This window comes from Williamwhitmania sp. (assembly GCA_035529935.1).
Taxonomy (GTDB): domain Bacteria; phylum Bacteroidota; class Bacteroidia; order Bacteroidales; family Williamwhitmaniaceae; genus Williamwhitmania.
On sequence record DATKVT010000176.1, the window covers coordinates 25,316 to 41,421 of the forward strand.

Here is a 16,106-nt window from a genome sequence, read left to right on the forward strand (position 1 = left end):
GCGACCTGTCCAACATCTGGGCGGAACGGGCAAGTTCAGTTCACTATTGCCTTCGGCGACCTGTCCGGCTACTTGACGGAACTCGCAAGCTCGGTTCACAATTCACTATTTGCAAATCTTCTCCAAGTCTTCAAAAAACCGTGGGTAGGATTTTGCCACGCATTCAGCTCCCTCTATGGTTACCTCCTCGCTGCCAACAAGTGCAGCCACTGCCACCGCCATCACAATTCGGTGGTCGTTATGCGAATTGATTCTGGCTCCGTGCATCTTTCCACCAGTAATATGCATGGAGTTTCCCTTTATTTTGATGACAATACCCAACTTTTCAAATTCACGCTGGAGGGCCTTTGCACGATCGCTCTCCTTGTGGGCAAGTCGCTCAATACCAATAATTTCAGACTTTCCTAAACAGGAGGCGGCCAGGGCTACTAGCGGAGGAAAGAGGTCGGGACAGTCGGTAGCATCGAAGCAGAAGCTGGTGAGCGGTGTTTTTGAAACCTCAATGGCAGAATCTTTAAATCGGATGTTTGCTCCGGCTAGCCTTAAGGCCTCAAGGATGGCTCTATCTGCCTGCTGGGAATTTAATATTAGATTATCAACCCTTACACTACCGCCAATGGCTCCTGCTACCAGCATGAAAGCTGCGCTGCTCCAATCGCCTTCCACATTAAAATTTGTAGGTTGGTAGTGTTGGCCTGCTTTAATATTAAATTGCCGGTAATTGGTGTTCTTAACAGCTATTCCAAACGTATGCATCACCTCGAGAGTAAGGTCGATATATGGTTTGCTTTTCAGGTTTTTCACCTGTAATACTACATCGTTTTTGGCTAAAGGTGCAGCCATCAGAAGACCGGTTAGCATTTGTGAACCGAGCGATCCATCGAGAGCAGCTTTACCACCTGTAAGTGGACCCTTTACCGAAATTGGAAGAAATCCTTCGGTGGTATGGCACTGGGCACCAAGCATACGGAGAGGCTCCTCTATTAGCTGCATGGGCCTTGTAACGAGCGAACCTTCGCCAATTAGGGTTATCTCCTCCGAGAATGTTGCTGCAATGGGGGTAAACATCCTAATGCTTAGACCCGATTCACCACAGAAAAGTTGGTTCGCAGGCTTACCCTCCATTCCTGTTATGAAGAGTCTGGTAGCGTCGCCTTCGACCATCGCACCTAATGCAGTTGCAATGCCTTGTGCAGCAAGGCTATCGTTACTTGACCCCACATTAGTTATCGTGCTTCTACCGGTGGCTAGCATTGCTGCCGCAATGGCACGTTGGGCTACGCTTTTTGAGGCTGGTACCGAAATTGTGCCGCTAACGGCCGAAGGCTTTATTACTCTCTTCATGAATAATCTCCTGAATGTCCAAGTCGGTTTTGTCCCCAACTGGAATAATTAAATCGGGTTTGAGCACACCAATGTCAAGGGTTTCGCTGAAATCAGGCGTTGAGATTATTAGCTTATCGGCATTAAGTTCCTCCTGAAACCCTGCTTCGAGCATAATTAGCGGTGGAGGGTCACCAAGGAAAAAATTATAGGCAAGTTCGGCCTGATGCACCAACCATCGTTCTCCTTGAATTACTTTGCAACCAGATGTAGTAGCCATCGCTGCAACCTTTGATGCTTTGTAGTTAGCGTCAAGCACGGGAAGTGTAGAGGGTAGCGATTTCAAACTAAATGGATTTACATCTGGGAGTAGTGTTGAAACCAGTAAGTCAAACTGACCAATCATCTCCTCTGCTTTTGCGATGCTTATTGCACTACACCCAATCTTATTTGCAAATCGTTCAGCTTTTAGAGTATTACGGTTGGCTATGAAAACATTTCCACCTGCCTTTAGTAACCCCCAAGCGGCTGCTTTTCCTGCACCACCAGCACCTAGTACGAGGCACTTTCGGTTGGCAATTGTTAAGCCTGCTTCTTCAACAGCACGAACAACGCCATAGCAATCGGTATTGTAGCCAATAGCTTTAGTCCCTTGTAATACAATGGTATTTACGCTGCCAATATTCGCGGCCTCTTCTCCAACTGAGTCTAAACAGTTTAACACCGCCTCTTTAAAAGGTGAAGTGATGTTAGCACCCGAGAGACCTAGCTGTCGCATAGTGTCAACCACATCGTGACCGTCGTCCAACCAAACACGCGTGTAGAAGGCATCAACCTTTTCTTGGGCAAATACGTGATTGAACATTTGGGGGCTTTTGCTATGTAGCACGGGGTTCCCAAATACTGCAAAAATTAGTTTCTTACTCACCTTTATTTATTATTTGAAAAATTTGTTGCATTTCGTGGTATGGTAGCTGGCCGGGAGCGGTAATTCCTGCTTTGCCAGCAGCAAAAGTAAAGGGTGCTCCCAGAAATGGAGCTGCTATGCGTGTTACTATTCCCAGTGGACCCATACCAATAGCAATAAGCTTTGTGAAATGAGCATAGAGCGATAGAATACGAGCTGAATCCTCTTTTGAGTTACACTGGCACGCTAGCTTAACCAATTCTGCTCCTTGTGATTGCATGGCTTGTATCAGACTAATAAGTTCTGTGGAAGCGGGTGTTTCCTGAAAGTTATGGCTACTGATTATCACCCTTACCCTATTTTGGTGGGCCATCTCTTTGATCTCATTTTTCCATTCCTGCCCAGCCTCATTTTCGATATCAACATAGGCTGCTCCGCCAGCAATGGCAGCTGATAGACGTTTCTTCCGTTCCTGGTCGCTCAACTTATTTGGTCGGCAGGTTGCAATAAGGTTTGCATGCGACCGAAAGATTTTCTCAATATCGGCAAGGCTATTGTCCATCAGGTCGAGCCGAAGTTCTACCATCGGCAACTCTTTTATTTCATTTAGAATTTCAGAGGTTTTGAGACCCGAAAGGCTTACACAAATCATTGTTTTGTTTCGTTTAGGAGCGATTAATGATCTGCTCCAAGTATGCACTCCTTGAGCTTATCCACAGGAATATTATCAATTTTAACCTGTCCAATCCCATTCATCATCACAAAATGAAGATTTCCACCCTCACGTTTTTTGTCACGCAACATTGCTTCCACTGCGGCTTCACGCGACACATCGGTGGAGACGGGCAATCCCAAGTTTTTAAGTAGAGCAATGGTTCTTTCCTTCTCTTTCGACTTGAGTAGCCCTCGTTTTTCAGAGAGCCAAGCAGTAAAAGCTATGCCGATGCTTACCGCTTCACCGTGGGGTATTCCAGTTATCTTTTCGATGGCGTGGCCCCACGTGTGGCCAAGGTTTAGCTTGCGTCGCTCCCCCTTTTCGCGTTCATCGAGCGAAACAATAGCTGCTTTAATGCTGATGCTGTTGATAACCAGCTCATCTATTATTTCTTTTTCGAGCGAAAGGGCCTTGTGGTAATTGACTTCCAACCTCTCAAACATTGCCTTATCGGCAATGAGGGTATGCTTAACCACCTCAGCAAAACCACATCGGAGCTCAGTAATGGGAAGTGTGGACAGCAATGCTGTATCGCAAATCACAAACTCAGGCTGGTTAAATGTACCAATTATATTCTTGTAGCCGTCAAGATCGAGGCCATTCTTTCCGCCAACGCTGGCGTCTACCTGTGAAAGGAGGGTGGTCGAAACAAATCCGAATCGAATTCCACGCATGTAAGTTGAGGCTATAAACCCGGCTACATCGCATACCACTCCACCGCCAATTCCAACAATAAACGACTTTCTATCAGCATTTTCCTGAAGTAACCATCGGTAGATTTCTTCAGCAACCTTAAGCGATTTGGATTCTTCTCCCGGTTCAATAATAAAGAGTGGCATTCGAGGGAAGTGGCTTTGGTAGAGCTGATAAACATTTTTGTCGGTAATAATAAAGGTATTCTCCTCGGGGATGTATTCCTTTAGCTTTAGAAGGCTTTCCCCAACTAAGATGGTAGAAGAGGAGTGTTGGCCTTGCACGTTTATTTTTTTCATGGCGGTGCTATTTGGAATTACAGCATAAATTTAGACCATTATTCAATACTAGGTCTCATTTTTCTCGAAGAATATCGGCCTGAAGTAATACTGACTCTTCATGAATTGCATTGAAAAGCCCTTCGGCAAAGGTTGGTCGAAGACCCCGATTTTGTGCGGTTGTCTTTACCTTTATCATAACATCCTTCCAGCGTTTAGGTTGAATCACATTAAGGTTTTCTTCACTTTTTAATGCTGCAATCTTTTCAACGGTATGCATTCTACGGGCTAATATACTAATTAACTGGTCATCGATCTCGTCGATTTCCGCCCTCAGGTTGTTAAGGTGGAGGTTGTTAGGCTCTACCTCACTAGACTGTATGAGGCTGGACAGCATTGTGCCGAAACTTTCAGGGGTGAGTTGTTGCCGTGCATCGCTCCAAGCAGTTTCGGGTGTAATGTGAGTTTCCACCATAAGGCCATGCATTCTAATGTCGAAAGCTCGCTGAGCAAGGGATGGCACGAGCTCCCGCTTTCCTGAAATGTGGCTGGGGTCGCAAAGCACAGGTAGTTCGGGAAATTTGCGCATCATTTCCAGGGGTATATGCCAGGATGGTTGATTCCGCAGTTCGGTTTTTTCCCAAGTGAAGAATCCGCGGTGAATGGCACCCAACTTGCGTATTCCTACAGCGTGTAGTCGCTCTATTGCACCAAGCCAGAGGTCGAGGTCGGGGCTAAGCGGATTTTTCACTAACACAGGAATGTCAACGCCACGAAGCGACTCAGCAATTTCCTGCATTGCAAAGGGATTGGAGGTGGTGCGAGCGCCAATCCAAAGTAGGTCTACGCCATACTTAATGGCTTCAAAAGCATGCTTGGCGGAACCAATTTCGGTGGCAACTGCCAACCCGGTTTCCCTCTTAACGCGTCGTAGCCACTCTAGCCCAACGCTGCCAACACCTTCAAAGGAGTTGGGTTGGGTTCTTGGTTTCCAAATACCGGCGCGAAAAATATGCACACGGCCATCTGCTTTGAGCTGTGTGGCGGTTGCCATTACCTGTTCCTCCGTTTCGGCGCTGCAAGGTCCTGCAATAATTAGCGGCTCGTTAATTCCTAGTAGCCACTCCTTGGGAGGAACTATTCCATCGAATCTTTTTGTTTCCATTTTCTTATTCCTTGAGTTGTTTTAACTGTTCAATTTTGTTCTGTAGTGCGTTAGCTTTTACTATAATGGCTTGCATTGCAGCAACATTATCCGATTCAAGGGCATCGACGGTTGCTTCAAGATTCTCAATCAACTTTCGAATTCCTTTTGCCACGTTGGTTTTGTTCTGAAAAAGAACGGGAAGCCATACTTCAGCTGTGCTTCCGGAAATTCTGGTGGTGGATTCAAAGCCTGTTCCTACCCATTCTAAAATTCCATCGCTACCGTTTATTGCATTGCTAAGGCAGAATGCGGTTGCTTGTGGTAGGTGTGAAATATCAGCCATAATGGAATCGTGTAATTTGGGTGTGAGATAGAATGGGTTCATCTTTAGTTCCACAATGAGCTTACTTACCGCCAAAAGGGCTTTACCCGAACTCTTTTCCGACTCACAGATAGCAATCCTTTTGCCCTCGTAAAGGTTTGGAACAGCAAACTGTGGCCCTGTTTTTTCGCTACCGGTCATGGGGTGTGCAGCTACAAACTTCGACCGGTAAGGATGATCGGCAATACGTTGGCATATAACCTCCTTGGTAGAGGAAATATCCATGACCACCGTATTCACTCCTACTGTATCAAGTATTGAGGATACTAGCTTTAGCGTAACATCGGCTGGTGTAGCGAAAATTACTATGTTGGATATGGCTACAGCCATTTCCATTGGCAGGGCTTCATGTATGTAGCCTTTATCCAAGGCAAAGCATAAATTTTTAGGTGAGTTATCTACGCCAACTATATGCCAAGAATGGCCAAGACTTGCTGCCAATGAACAACCCATCATTCCAGCTCCAATAATGGTTATAATCTGCTTTTCCATGGCTAGCGATGTATATCGAACGACTGAAGTCTACACCGGGCGTCGGCAAGCGTTTTTTCGCTTGCGCAAAGTGAAATTCGCAGGTATCCTTCTCCAGCTGAGCCAAACACGGTTCCGGGTGTAAAAAATACCCTTGTTTGTTTTAGTATCTCATCACAGAAGGTCTCCGTGCTGAATACCCAGTCTGGAATCTTTGCCCAAACAAACATGCCTGCTTGGTTGGCATTTGCTCTGCAACCAAGCATCTCAGCCATGCTAATCGCAAGTTCTTGTCGAATGCTGTAGTGCTTGTTCAGCATGCTGTACCAATCGTCCTCGACGTTTAAAGCTGCCGCCGCTGCCAGCTGAACGGGAAGCGACATGCCGGAGTCCATGTTGCTCTTAAGCTGCAACACCGCTTTTACAACGGACTCTTGTCCAGCCAACATGCCAACCCTCCAACCCGCCATGTTGTGCGACTTGCTTAGAGAATTCAGCTCAACGGCCACCTCCTTGGCCCCAGGAATTGATAGAATACTTGCGGGGTTTTCGTTAAGGATAAAGCTGTAGGGATTGTCGGCGCAGATGAGGATATTGTGCCTCCTTCCGAATTCAACGAGCTGAGTCATAAGCTCTGGCGTAGCCTTTGCTCCTGTGGGCATGTGCGGGTAGTTTACCCACATCATCTTCACCCTACTCAAATCAAGACTTTCAAGAAGAGAGAAATCTGGGTGATATCCCGCTGCCTCCTCCAAAAGATAAGGTATAGGTGTGGCTCCAGCGAGCAGCGCGGCATTGGCGTAGGTTGGATAGCCGGGGTTGGGAACCAATACCTCATCACCTGGATTTAAAAAAGCCATGGAGAGGTGCATGATTCCTTCCTTGGAACCAAGAAGCGGCAGCACTTCTGTGGTGGGGTTTAAATCGACGTTGAAGAAGCGCTTATACCAATTGGAAAAGGATTTCCGAAGTTCTGGTATTCCTTTATAGCTCTGGTAGCCATTGCTGTGCTCAAGGTTGTTTGCTGCTGCCAAGCTGGCGAACATTTCGGGGGGTGGGGGCAAATCGGGATTGCCAATGCCTAGGTTAATAACCTCAATGCCCTGTTGCTTGAGCCGCTCAATTTCTGAGAGTTTTCTTGAGAAAAAGTATTCCTCTACCTGGATAAGCCTATTGGATGTTGGGACAATCATTGCATTCCGAATTAAGATTTTGTTTATAATACTACCTTTCCTTGTGGATATTCGCCAATTAGTTGCAGCGAGTTTACCCTTTGCCGGACTTGCTCCAGCGTGCTGCGGTATCGGTTGTAATTGGTGAAGGTTATATCAGCATGGAAGTAGTACTCCCAGCTTCGGCCAACCATTGGAAGCGACTGAAGCATGGTGAGGTCGATTCCGTTTTCGGCCAATATTTTAAGCGTTGTGGCTAGGCTACCTACCTGGTGGTCAACTGAAAAGCAGAGGCTGGCTTTATTTGCCCCTTCTAACTGCTGGGGTTTCTTTTCTACAATGAGGAATCGTGTGTAGTTCTCCTTATTCGATTCAATAGAGGCGGCGATGATATTTAATCCATACTGAATGGCGGCAAGCTTGCTACCAATTGCAGCAGTGCCATGTTGACCCTTTTGTGCAATTTGCTGAGCAGCTAGGGCGGTATCGTCTACCTCTACGAGCTTAACGCTCGCCAACCTATTGGTAAATTGGCTGCATTGGGCAAGCGCCATCGGATGGGAGTGAATTTCCCCTATTGAATCAACCGTTTCACCGGGCAGAGCCATCAGGTTCTGGACAATGCGAAGGTAAATCTCCCCCGTAACAAAGAGCTTTGTCTCCCTCAGCAGCGCATAGTTTGGCAGAATGCTGCCTACGACCGAATTTTCTACTGCCATTAAACCAAAACTGGCGATACCATCCGAAACATGTTGAACCAGTTGGCGAAAGGTCATACATTCATCAATCTCGATGGGGTGCATAAAATATTGCTGGGCTGCCATCTCGTGAAATGAGCCTAGAATTCCTTGGATTGCTACTTTTGAAGGGTTCATTATTCCTATCTTTTAATAAAAAAAAGAGGCTCCCCATCTGGGGAACCTCAAAAGTCTTGTTTGCACACACTTTCTTAGTTCCCTCAGTTGTCGAAGAAATAGTAATAGAAAAAGTAAAACTGACCTGCTCCATTTTGGAGGCAAGGGGAGGAGAGTTGCATGTACCGTTGGTTGTTCATAATCATAAATTAAAAAAGCCCCGTTTTCGCGGGGCTTTCTATTTGGTATTTCAAACTATCTATCTAAAAATCATACCAAAGCCAAGCCCCTTCTTCCGCTAAAGAAAAAGTAATAAGAGTTGGCGTAATATGAATTCTGGCTTATCATTATTGTGCTTTTGAATGTTACAATTATAGTGTTTTTTTTAATATGAAAAACAGTTCCGTAGAAACTAAGACATTTTTAGCTTTGCAATTACCTCCTCAGGGTTTTTTGCCTTAAAAATGGCATTGCCAGCAACCAATGCGTTTGCGCCTGCGCTGTGGAGCCTTGCTGCATTAGCTGTGTCCACGCCACCATCGACCTCTATTATAAGGGAGTGATGTTTCTGTTCAGCCATTTCGCGTAGACGAGCAATTTTTGCATAGCTATTCTCTATAAATTTTTGTCCACCAAATCCTGGGTTTACCGACATAATGAGCACCAAATCGGCATCGGTTACAATCTCCTCAAGCTGGCTAACAGCAGTGTGCGGGTTAAGGGCGATGCCAGCCTTCATGCCTAAGGCCTTTATCTTCTGAAGTGTTCGATGGAGGTGAGTGCATGCTTCAATATGAACGGTCAGGATATCGGCACCGGCCTCCTTAAAGCGTTCTAGGTATCGGTCAGGGTCAACAATCATGAGGTGCACATCCAATGGTTTCTTGGCCAACCGCTTAATTTGCTCAATAATGGGAAAGCCATAGGAAAGGTTTGGAACAAATAACCCGTCCATAATGTCGCAGTGGAACCAGTCGGCCTGGCTGCGGTTTACCATTTCAATATCATCCTTAAGATTGCCAAAGTTGGCAGATAGGAGCGAAGGGGCAACAATTGTATCCATGGATAACTATTTTTAGCAAAGCTAATGAAAATAAAAAATCCCCCAAAAGCCGGGGGATGGTTCTAGCCAAGATATGTTTTGAGTATTTTACTTCGGGTAGCATGTTTAAGTCGCTTTATGGCCTTCTCCTTAATCTGCCGAACCCGCTCGCGCGTAAGATCAAGTTCGAGCCCAATTTCGTCGAGGGTGTGTGGCGGAGCACCATTTAGCCCGAAGTAAAGCTTTACGATGGTGGATTCCCTGTCGGTAAGGGTCGCCAAAGCGCGCTCAATTTCTCGGCGGAGCGAATCGTTAAGCAGGCCCTTGTCGGGACTTGGCGTATCGGTATTCAGCATCACGTCGTACATATTCCCATCGTCGTCGTTGCTGATGGGGGCATCCATCGAGATAGGGCGATTGGAACTTTTCATTGCCTCCTTAATATCGCGAGGCGCAATTTCTAGTATTTCTGAAAGTTCATCTACGGTTGGCTCACGTTCAAAACGCTGCTCTAATTCCGAAAATGCTTTGTTAATTTTGTTGAGGCTGCCAATTTTATTGAGGGGTAGGCGTACAATACGTGCTTGTTCGGCAAGAGCCTGGAGGATCGACTGGCGAATCCACCACACTGCATAGGATATAAATTTAAATCCTCGTGATTCGTCGAAGCGTTGCGCGGCCTTAATTAAACCAAGGTTACCCTCGTTAATCAGGTCCGGTAGGCTTAATCCTTGATTTTGGTATTGCTTGGCAACCGAAACTACAAAGCGTAAGTTTGCCTTAATTAGCTGCTGTAGTGCTGCTTCGTCGCCATGCTTAATTTTACGAGCGAGACTTACCTCCTCTTCTGTGGACAGCAAGTCAACCTTTCCAATCTCGTGCAAATACTTGTCAAGCGACGGGGTTTCTCGGTTGGTTACTTGCTTAGTGATTTTGAGCTGTCTCATAGGTAAAGTGCAGGTCAGGTCAGGGAACAAAATCGGTTTCTTTACGCCCTGAAAGTAATAAAAGGAATGAGAATAAAAAAGCATTGACCTTTTTTTGGTCTTTTTATACATATTTTTTAAAAAAAAATGGTCAAAACAATCATTCTTTCAAAGATTTTGTTTATTATTGCACCATTAAACACTAGGGTTCAACCCCTTGAGGTACCCACCTCAACAGTAGTGGCTCCAATTCTCACTTGTCAATTATTTTCGAATTGCTCAGCAAAGCATATATTTTTCTAGTATTTACCAACCTTACATAACGTTATGTACGATATTCTGGAGCTGAATAAGAAGCTTCTTCCCGAACTGCGGGAAATTGCCAAAACATTGAACATTAAAAGAATAGAATCTCTGAAGAAACAGGAACTAATTTATAGAATCCTTGATGCGCAGGCTGTTCTGGATGTAAACATTAAAGACCCTAAGAAAAGGGAGCCCATAGAAAGACGACGGGAGCAGCCAAAGGAAATAGTAAAGGAACCGTTGGTTAAGAAGGAACATATTCGTAGAGAAGAGGCTAGACCACTGGTACCTCGTGAAAATCAGATAATGCCGGAGAGTCGGCCTTTGGAAACGAAACCCGAAGCGGTTAAGGAGGTTAAGAAGGAAGAGGTGCGCAAGGTAATCCTTCCCTCTGCCCGTTTTGCAAAAGAGGAACAACATGGCGATTCGGACCAGAGGTCTCGCGAGCGTAAACGCTTTAAGAGAAAAGATGCGCCAGAAGGTCGACCTTGGACTGATAACAGGCAACGTGTTGAAGATACCACAGCCATCGAACTTTCTGCCGATATTCCTGAGGTTTCCGAAGAAATCATTGCAGAAGAGAGATTAAATACTGAGATTGAGACTGGTGCTGCTTCACAGCAGGAGGTTGCTCAAGTTGCCCCTGCCACTCCTCCGGTTGCGGATGAGCCTCGCGTAGTGCAGCTGCCTTTTGCGAAAAAAAGTATTGAGAAACGCCAAGATCGCTTTGACTTCGATGGATTGATTAACACCACAGGGGTTCTTGAAATCATGCCCGATGGATATGGATTCTTAAGGTCTTCGGACTATAACTATCTCAGTTCGCCCGATGATGTATATGTTTCGCAATCTCAAATTAAGCTCTTTGGTCTCAAAACAGGCGATACAGTTACCGGCAGTATCCGTCCACCAAGAGAAGGTGAGAAATATTTCCCTCTAATTAAGGTTGTTGAAATTAACGGTCGTGACCCAGAATATATTCGCGACAGGGTTTCCTTCGACTATCTCACACCCCTTTTCCCCAACGAAAAGTTTAACCTCATTGGCAATGGTAACCGCGATCTCTCTGCACGAATTGTGGATATGTTTGCTCCCATTGGTAAAGGGCAGCGCGGACTAATTGTTGCTCAGCCCAAAACGGGTAAAACCATGTTATTAAAGGCTATTGCCAACGCAATTGCCGACAACCACCCCGAAGTTTACATGATTGTGCTGCTCATCGATGAGCGCCCTGAGGAGGTTACCGACATGGCTCGTAGCGTAAAGGCTGAGGTTATTGCCTCCACCTTCGACGAGCCTGCCGATAGGCACGTTAGGGTTGCAAATATCGTGCTTGAGAAGGCAAAACGGTTGGTTGAGTGTGGCCACGATGTGGTTATCTTACTCGACTCCATTACTCGTCTGGCACGTGCCTTTAATACCGTGCAACCGGCTTCAGGCAAGGTGCTTTCGGGGGGTGTTGACGCTAACGCGCTCCATAAGCCCAAACGCTTCTTTGGCGCTGCTCGTAACATCGAAAACGGTGGATCCCTTACAATTCTTGCCACTGCACTCACCGAAACCGGTTCAAAAATGGATGACGTTATTTTTGAGGAGTTCAAAGGAACTGGTAACATGGAGCTGCAGCTCGACCGGAAGTTGTCCAACAAGCGTGTATACCCTGCTGTGGACATTGTTGCCTCCAGCACCCGTCGTGAAGACCTGCTGGTGGACAAGGATGTTCTTCGTCGACTTTGGATCCTGCGTAACTACCTTACCGACATGAACTCTATTGAAGCAATGGAATTCCTCCGCGATAGGTTGGTTAAAACGATATCCAACGATGAGTTTTTGATTTCCATGAATAGCGACTAAAAGCATCTAATACAACCATGAGAAAGTGCGGTGTTAAGCCGCACTTTTTTTGGCGTACAGTGATCTTGAGTAGTTTGAGTATTATTTGAATTGAGAATGAATAAGTCAATTATGCGCAGAACTTGCTCAATAACATAGTCGAGATTTTTCAATTTGTGCTAACTTTGAATGTTTTTTTGTTAGCCTAGTTTATACATTATAAAACAACTATACCACAATGGCAAAAAGCAAGAAGTTTATTACCTGCGACGGTAATTACGCTGCCTCTCACATCGCTTACATGTTTAGCGAAGTTGCGGCTATTTATCCCATCACTCCGTCGTCAACCATGGCTGAGTATATTGACGAATGGGCCGCATTTGGTAGGAAAAACATCTTTGGACAACCAGTTAAGGTTGTTGAAATGCAAAGCGAAGCAGGTGCAGCAGGTGCACTCCACGGCTCTCTTCAGTCGGGTGCTCTAACCACTACCTATACTGCATCGCAGGGCCTCCTGCTCATGATTCCCAACATGTACAAAATTTCTGGTGAGTTGCTCCCCGGTGTTTTCCATGTTTCGGCTCGAAGCCTTGCTGCTCAGGCTCTTTCCATTTTTGGAGACCACAGTGACGTTATGGCCACTCGCCAAACTGGATTTGCCATGCTGGCAACCAGCAGCGTTCAGGAAGTTATGGATTTGGCAGCAGTTGCCCATCTTGCAGCTATTAAGGGGCGCGTTCCTTTCCTCCATTTTTTCGACGGCTTTAGAACTTCTCACGAAATTCAGAAAATTGAGGCTCTCGATATGGAAGAACTTGCTGGTCTTGTTGATCAGAAAGCACTTCAAGCCTTCCGCGATAGAGCACTAAACCCTGAGCACCCTGTAACCAGAGGTACCGCTCAAAACCCCGATATTTATTTTCAGGCTCGCGAAGCGGCTAATAGCTTTTATGATGCCATTCCAGAAACAGTGGAAGGCTACATGAAGGAGTTAAGTAAGCTTACTGGTCGTGAATACAATCTTTTTGATTACTATGGCGACCCCAACGCGGAGAACATCGTTGTGGCCATGGGTTCGGTTTGCGATACCTTGAAGGAGGTTGTTGACCACCTTAATGCCAAAGGAGAGAAGGTAGGTCTTATCAACGTTCACCTTTACCGACCATTCTCCATTAAGCATTTCCTAAAGGCGTTCCCAAAATCGGCTAAGCGTATTGCCGTGCTCGATCGTACTAAGGAACCCGGTGCCAATGGTGATCCTCTTTATTTAGATATTAAGGAACTTTTCTACGGAAAGGCTAATGCTCCTCTCGTTGTTGGTGGACGCTATGGCCTAAGCTCAAAGGATACTACACCAGCACAGATGATTGCCGTTTTTGAGAACCTCAAGATGGCAGAGCCTAAGAATCAATTCACCGTTGGCATTGTTGACGACGTGACCTTCAAGTCACTCCCTCTTGGACCCGAGATTAATCTTGGTGCAAAGGGAACCTTCCAGGCAAAGTTCTACGGTCTTGGTTCGGATGGAACCGTTGGAGCCAACAAGAACTCCATTAAGATTATTGGTGACAATACCGAAAAGTATGCTCAGGCTTACTTTGCCTACGACTCCAAAAAGTCTGGTGGAATTACCGTTTCACACCTTCGGTTTGGTGATAAACCAATTCGTTCACCTTACCTTGTAAATACTCCAGACTTTGTGGCCTGCCATGTACCCTCATATCTTGGTAAGTACGATATGCTTAAGGGCATCCGTAAAGGAGGCACCTTCCTGTTGAACAGCCTATGGGATGTTGAAGAAACCAAGTCGAAGTTGCCCAATAGTATTAAGAAGCAGCTCGCAGAAAACGAGGTCAACTTTTACATTATCAACGCAACAGCTATTGCAGAGGAGATTGGACTAGGCAACCGTACCAACACCATTATGCAGAGTGCTTTCTTCAAAATTGCTGAGGTTATTCCTTCGGACCTTGCCGTTAAGAGCATGAAGAAAGCCATTGACAAGAGCTTCGGCCGTAAGGGTGAAGATATTGTTAAGATGAACTACGCAGCAGTTGACCGCGGTGGTGACGTTACCAAGATTGCGATACCAGCAGAGTGGGCTAAGCTAGGTGCCGATGCATCAAATGCTCGCCACAATGCACCAGCATTTATCTCACAAGTGGTAGACCCAATTAATAGTCTAAAGGGTGATGACCTTCCTGTAAGTGCATTTACCAGTCGTGAGGATGGAACTTTCCCAGCAGGTACCACTGCCTTCGAAAAGCGTGGCATTGCCGTTAATGTTCCTGAGTGGATTGGTGAAAACTGTATCCAGTGTAACCAATGCTCCTATGTTTGCCCTCATGCTGTAATTCGTCCATTCCTACTTACCGAAGAGGAACTTAAGAACGCTCCAGAAGGCACTAAGGCTGTTAAGGGTAATGGTGGAATTAAGGAATACTCCTTTAAGATACAGATTAGCCCGCTGGATTGTACCGGTTGCGGTAACTGTGTTGATGTATGTCCAGCACCTAAAAAAGCACTTGTTATGCAGCCGCTTGAAAGCCAAATGGTAGAAGATGCTCGCTGGAATTACATGCACACTAAGGTTGGCTACAAAGATACCGTCCTCGATAAAACAAAAACAGTTAAGAACAGCCAGTTTGCTCAACCGCTATTTGAGTTCTCCGGTGCTTGCGCAGGTTGTGGCGAAACCCCTTATATTAAGGCAATCACCCAGCTTTATGGCGATCACATGATGGTAGCCAATGCTACGGGATGTTCCTCTATTTATGGTGGTTCTGCACCTGCCACTCCATACTGTGCCAATAAAGAGGGCAAGGGAGTTGCTTGGGCTAACTCACTTTTTGAAGACAATGCAGAATTTGGATTTGGTATGGCTACAGGTGTTGACAATCTCCGCAGCCGCCTTGCATCCATTATGACTGAGGGCTTGAATGGAGAGGTTAGTGCAGAGGCTAAAGCGGCTATGCAAGAGTGGCTCGATGGCATGAACAATTCCGAAAAGTCGAAGGTTGCTTCAGCCAAGCTCGTTGCCATTTTGAAGAAAGAGACTGCGCCTGTTGCTAAGCAAATTCTAGATCTTCAGCAATATCTGGTGAAGAAGTCTATATGGATCTTTGGTGGTGACGGTTGGGCTTACGACATCGGATACGGTGGACTTGACCACGTATTGGCATCAGGTGAAGATGTAAACGTGCTGGTTTTGGATACCGAAGTTTACTCAAATACCGGTGGACAGTCGTCCAAATCGACCCCAGTTGGTGCCGTTGCTAAGTTTGCTGCAGCAGGAAAGCGGGTTCGTAAAAAGGACCTCGGTATGATGGCCATGTCCTATGGCTATGTATATGTTGCACAGGTTGCCATGGGCGCCAGCCAGAACCAATACTTCCAGGCACTAAAGGAAGCAGAAGCTTATCCTGGACCATCGCTCATTATTGCCTACGCTCCATGTATCAACCATGGTTTACATGCAGGTATGGGAGCAACTCAACGCGAAGCTAAGCACGCCGTTGAGTCTGGATATTGGCATCTGTATCGCTTCAACCCCATGTTGGAAGCAGAGGGTAAGAATCCATTCACCCTTGATAGCAAAGAGCCAGACTGGAGCAAGTTCCAAGACTTCCTACAAGGCGAGGTAAGGTATACCTCCCTTCAGAAGTCTTTCCCAGCGGAGGCCTCTGAGTTGTTTGCTGTTGCGCAGAAGAATGCGGAATGGCGGTATAATGGATATGTTCGGCTTTCGAAGCAGGATTTCTCAAAGTAGAACTATTTGATAAACTTAAGGAGAGCGGGGGTTACCTCGCTCTTTTTTTGTTTTAATTTTATTTATATTCACCGATAAACATCATCGTTCCAGTGAGGAAGTTAGTCATCCTGTTTTTCTTAGTTCTAACCAACTTTTCCATGGTTGGACAAACTCCACCCTACATCCATTTTCGGGGTGGCGAGGATATCCCTTCCTCTGAAACATACCATGTAATTCAAGATAGAAAAGGCTACATTTGGATTGCAACAGCCAATGGTGTTAGCCGATTCGACGGCTACGAGTTTA

General features: G+C 45.9%; 13 protein-coding genes. 3 read left to right on the forward strand and 10 right to left on the reverse strand.

Annotation, left to right across the window (positions count from 1 at the left end; all coding sequences use genetic code 11):
* Positions 1-105: 105 nt before the first annotated feature.
* The 10 genes from aroA to VMW01_13640 all read right to left on the reverse strand — a co-directional run bounded on the left by aroA (position 106) and on the right by VMW01_13640 (position 9,931).
* On the reverse strand, positions 106-1,344 hold the full coding sequence (gene aroA, locus VMW01_13595; protein ID HUW07285.1) for a 3-phosphoshikimate 1-carboxyvinyltransferase: 1,239 nt from the start codon (positions 1,342-1,344) through the stop codon (positions 106-108).
* The gene (locus VMW01_13600) at positions 1,313-2,251 is read right to left on the reverse strand and encodes an NAD(P)-binding domain-containing protein (protein ID HUW07286.1); all 939 of its coding nucleotides are present in this window, start codon (positions 2,249-2,251) and stop codon (positions 1,313-1,315) included. Before VMW01_13600 ends, aroA begins: the two co-directional genes overlap by 32 nt.
* On the reverse strand, positions 2,244-2,882 hold the full coding sequence (locus VMW01_13605; GenBank protein HUW07287.1) for a type I 3-dehydroquinate dehydratase: 639 nt from the start codon (positions 2,880-2,882) through the stop codon (positions 2,244-2,246). Before VMW01_13605 ends, VMW01_13600 begins: the two co-directional genes overlap by 8 nt.
* A gap of 23 nt (positions 2,883-2,905) precedes the next feature.
* Entirely contained in the window at positions 2,906-3,937 is a 1,032-nt protein-coding gene (aroB, locus tag VMW01_13610; protein ID HUW07288.1) for a 3-dehydroquinate synthase, read from the reverse strand.
* Positions 3,938-3,992: 55 nt separating this feature from the next.
* Complete coding sequence (locus VMW01_13615; protein HUW07289.1) at positions 3,993-5,081, reverse strand: chorismate mutase; 1,089 nt, start codon at positions 5,079-5,081, stop codon at positions 3,993-3,995.
* A gap of 4 nt (positions 5,082-5,085) precedes the next feature.
* On the reverse strand, positions 5,086-5,937 hold the full coding sequence (locus VMW01_13620) for a prephenate dehydrogenase/arogenate dehydrogenase family protein (protein HUW07290.1): 852 nt from the start codon (positions 5,935-5,937) through the stop codon (positions 5,086-5,088).
* Positions 5,938-5,939: 2 nt separating this feature from the next.
* On the reverse strand, positions 5,940-7,109 hold the full coding sequence (locus tag VMW01_13625) for an aminotransferase class I/II-fold pyridoxal phosphate-dependent enzyme (GenBank protein ID HUW07291.1): 1,170 nt from the start codon (positions 7,107-7,109) through the stop codon (positions 5,940-5,942).
* Positions 7,110-7,132: 23 nt separating this feature from the next.
* Positions 7,133-7,963, reverse strand: a complete 831-nt coding sequence (locus VMW01_13630) for a prephenate dehydratase (GenBank protein HUW07292.1) — start codon at positions 7,961-7,963, stop codon at positions 7,133-7,135.
* Positions 7,964-8,354: 391 nt separating this feature from the next.
* Positions 8,355-9,005, reverse strand: a complete 651-nt coding sequence (gene rpe, locus VMW01_13635; protein HUW07293.1) for a ribulose-phosphate 3-epimerase — start codon at positions 9,003-9,005, stop codon at positions 8,355-8,357.
* 62 nt (positions 9,006-9,067) lie between these two features.
* Positions 9,068-9,931, reverse strand: a complete 864-nt coding sequence (locus VMW01_13640) for an RNA polymerase sigma factor RpoD/SigA (GenBank protein HUW07294.1) — start codon at positions 9,929-9,931, stop codon at positions 9,068-9,070.
* 306 nt (positions 9,932-10,237) lie between these two features.
* Between VMW01_13640 and rho the strand changes: the two genes are divergently transcribed.
* The 3 genes from rho to VMW01_13655 all read left to right on the forward strand — a co-directional run.
* The gene (gene rho / locus VMW01_13645) at positions 10,238-12,070 is read left to right on the forward strand and encodes a transcription termination factor Rho (GenBank protein HUW07295.1); all 1,833 of its coding nucleotides are present in this window, start codon (positions 10,238-10,240) and stop codon (positions 12,068-12,070) included.
* A gap of 217 nt (positions 12,071-12,287) precedes the next feature.
* The gene (gene nifJ / locus VMW01_13650) at positions 12,288-15,818 is read left to right on the forward strand and encodes a pyruvate:ferredoxin (flavodoxin) oxidoreductase (GenBank protein HUW07296.1); all 3,531 of its coding nucleotides are present in this window, start codon (positions 12,288-12,290) and stop codon (positions 15,816-15,818) included.
* A 92-nt stretch (positions 15,819-15,910) separates the two neighbouring features.
* The coding region (locus tag VMW01_13655; protein HUW07297.1) for a hypothetical protein at positions 15,911-16,106 on the forward strand (196 nt) is incomplete at its 3' end.

Excerpts from the sequence above, each read along its gene's own strand:
- VMW01_13615 (HUW07289.1), bottom strand. The coding sequence starts at position 5,081 with ATGGAAACAAAAAGATTCGATGGAATAGTTCCTCCCAAGGAGTGGCTA.
- nifJ (HUW07296.1), top strand. The coding sequence starts at position 12,288 with ATGGCAAAAAGCAAGAAGTTTATTACCTGCGACGGTAATTACGCTGCC.
- rpe (HUW07293.1), bottom strand. The coding sequence starts at position 9,005 with ATGGATACAATTGTTGCCCCTTCGCTCCTATCTGCCAACTTTGGCAAT.
- VMW01_13605 (HUW07287.1), bottom strand. The coding sequence starts at position 2,882 with ATGATTTGTGTAAGCCTTTCGGGTCTCAAAACCTCTGAAATTCTAAAT.
- VMW01_13630 (HUW07292.1), bottom strand. The coding sequence starts at position 7,963 with ATGAACCCTTCAAAAGTAGCAATCCAAGGAATTCTAGGCTCATTTCAC.
- VMW01_13625 (HUW07291.1), bottom strand. The coding sequence starts at position 7,109 with ATGATTGTCCCAACATCCAATAGGCTTATCCAGGTAGAGGAATACTTT.
- aroB (HUW07288.1), bottom strand. The coding sequence starts at position 3,937 with ATGAAAAAAATAAACGTGCAAGGCCAACACTCCTCTTCTACCATCTTA.
- aroA (HUW07285.1), bottom strand. The coding sequence starts at position 1,344 with ATGAAGAGAGTAATAAAGCCTTCGGCCGTTAGCGGCACAATTTCGGTA.
- VMW01_13620 (HUW07290.1), bottom strand. The coding sequence starts at position 5,937 with ATGGAAAAGCAGATTATAACCATTATTGGAGCTGGAATGATGGGTTGT.
- VMW01_13640 (HUW07294.1), bottom strand. The coding sequence starts at position 9,931 with ATGAGACAGCTCAAAATCACTAAGCAAGTAACCAACCGAGAAACCCCG.
- rho (HUW07295.1), top strand. The coding sequence starts at position 10,238 with ATGTACGATATTCTGGAGCTGAATAAGAAGCTTCTTCCCGAACTGCGG.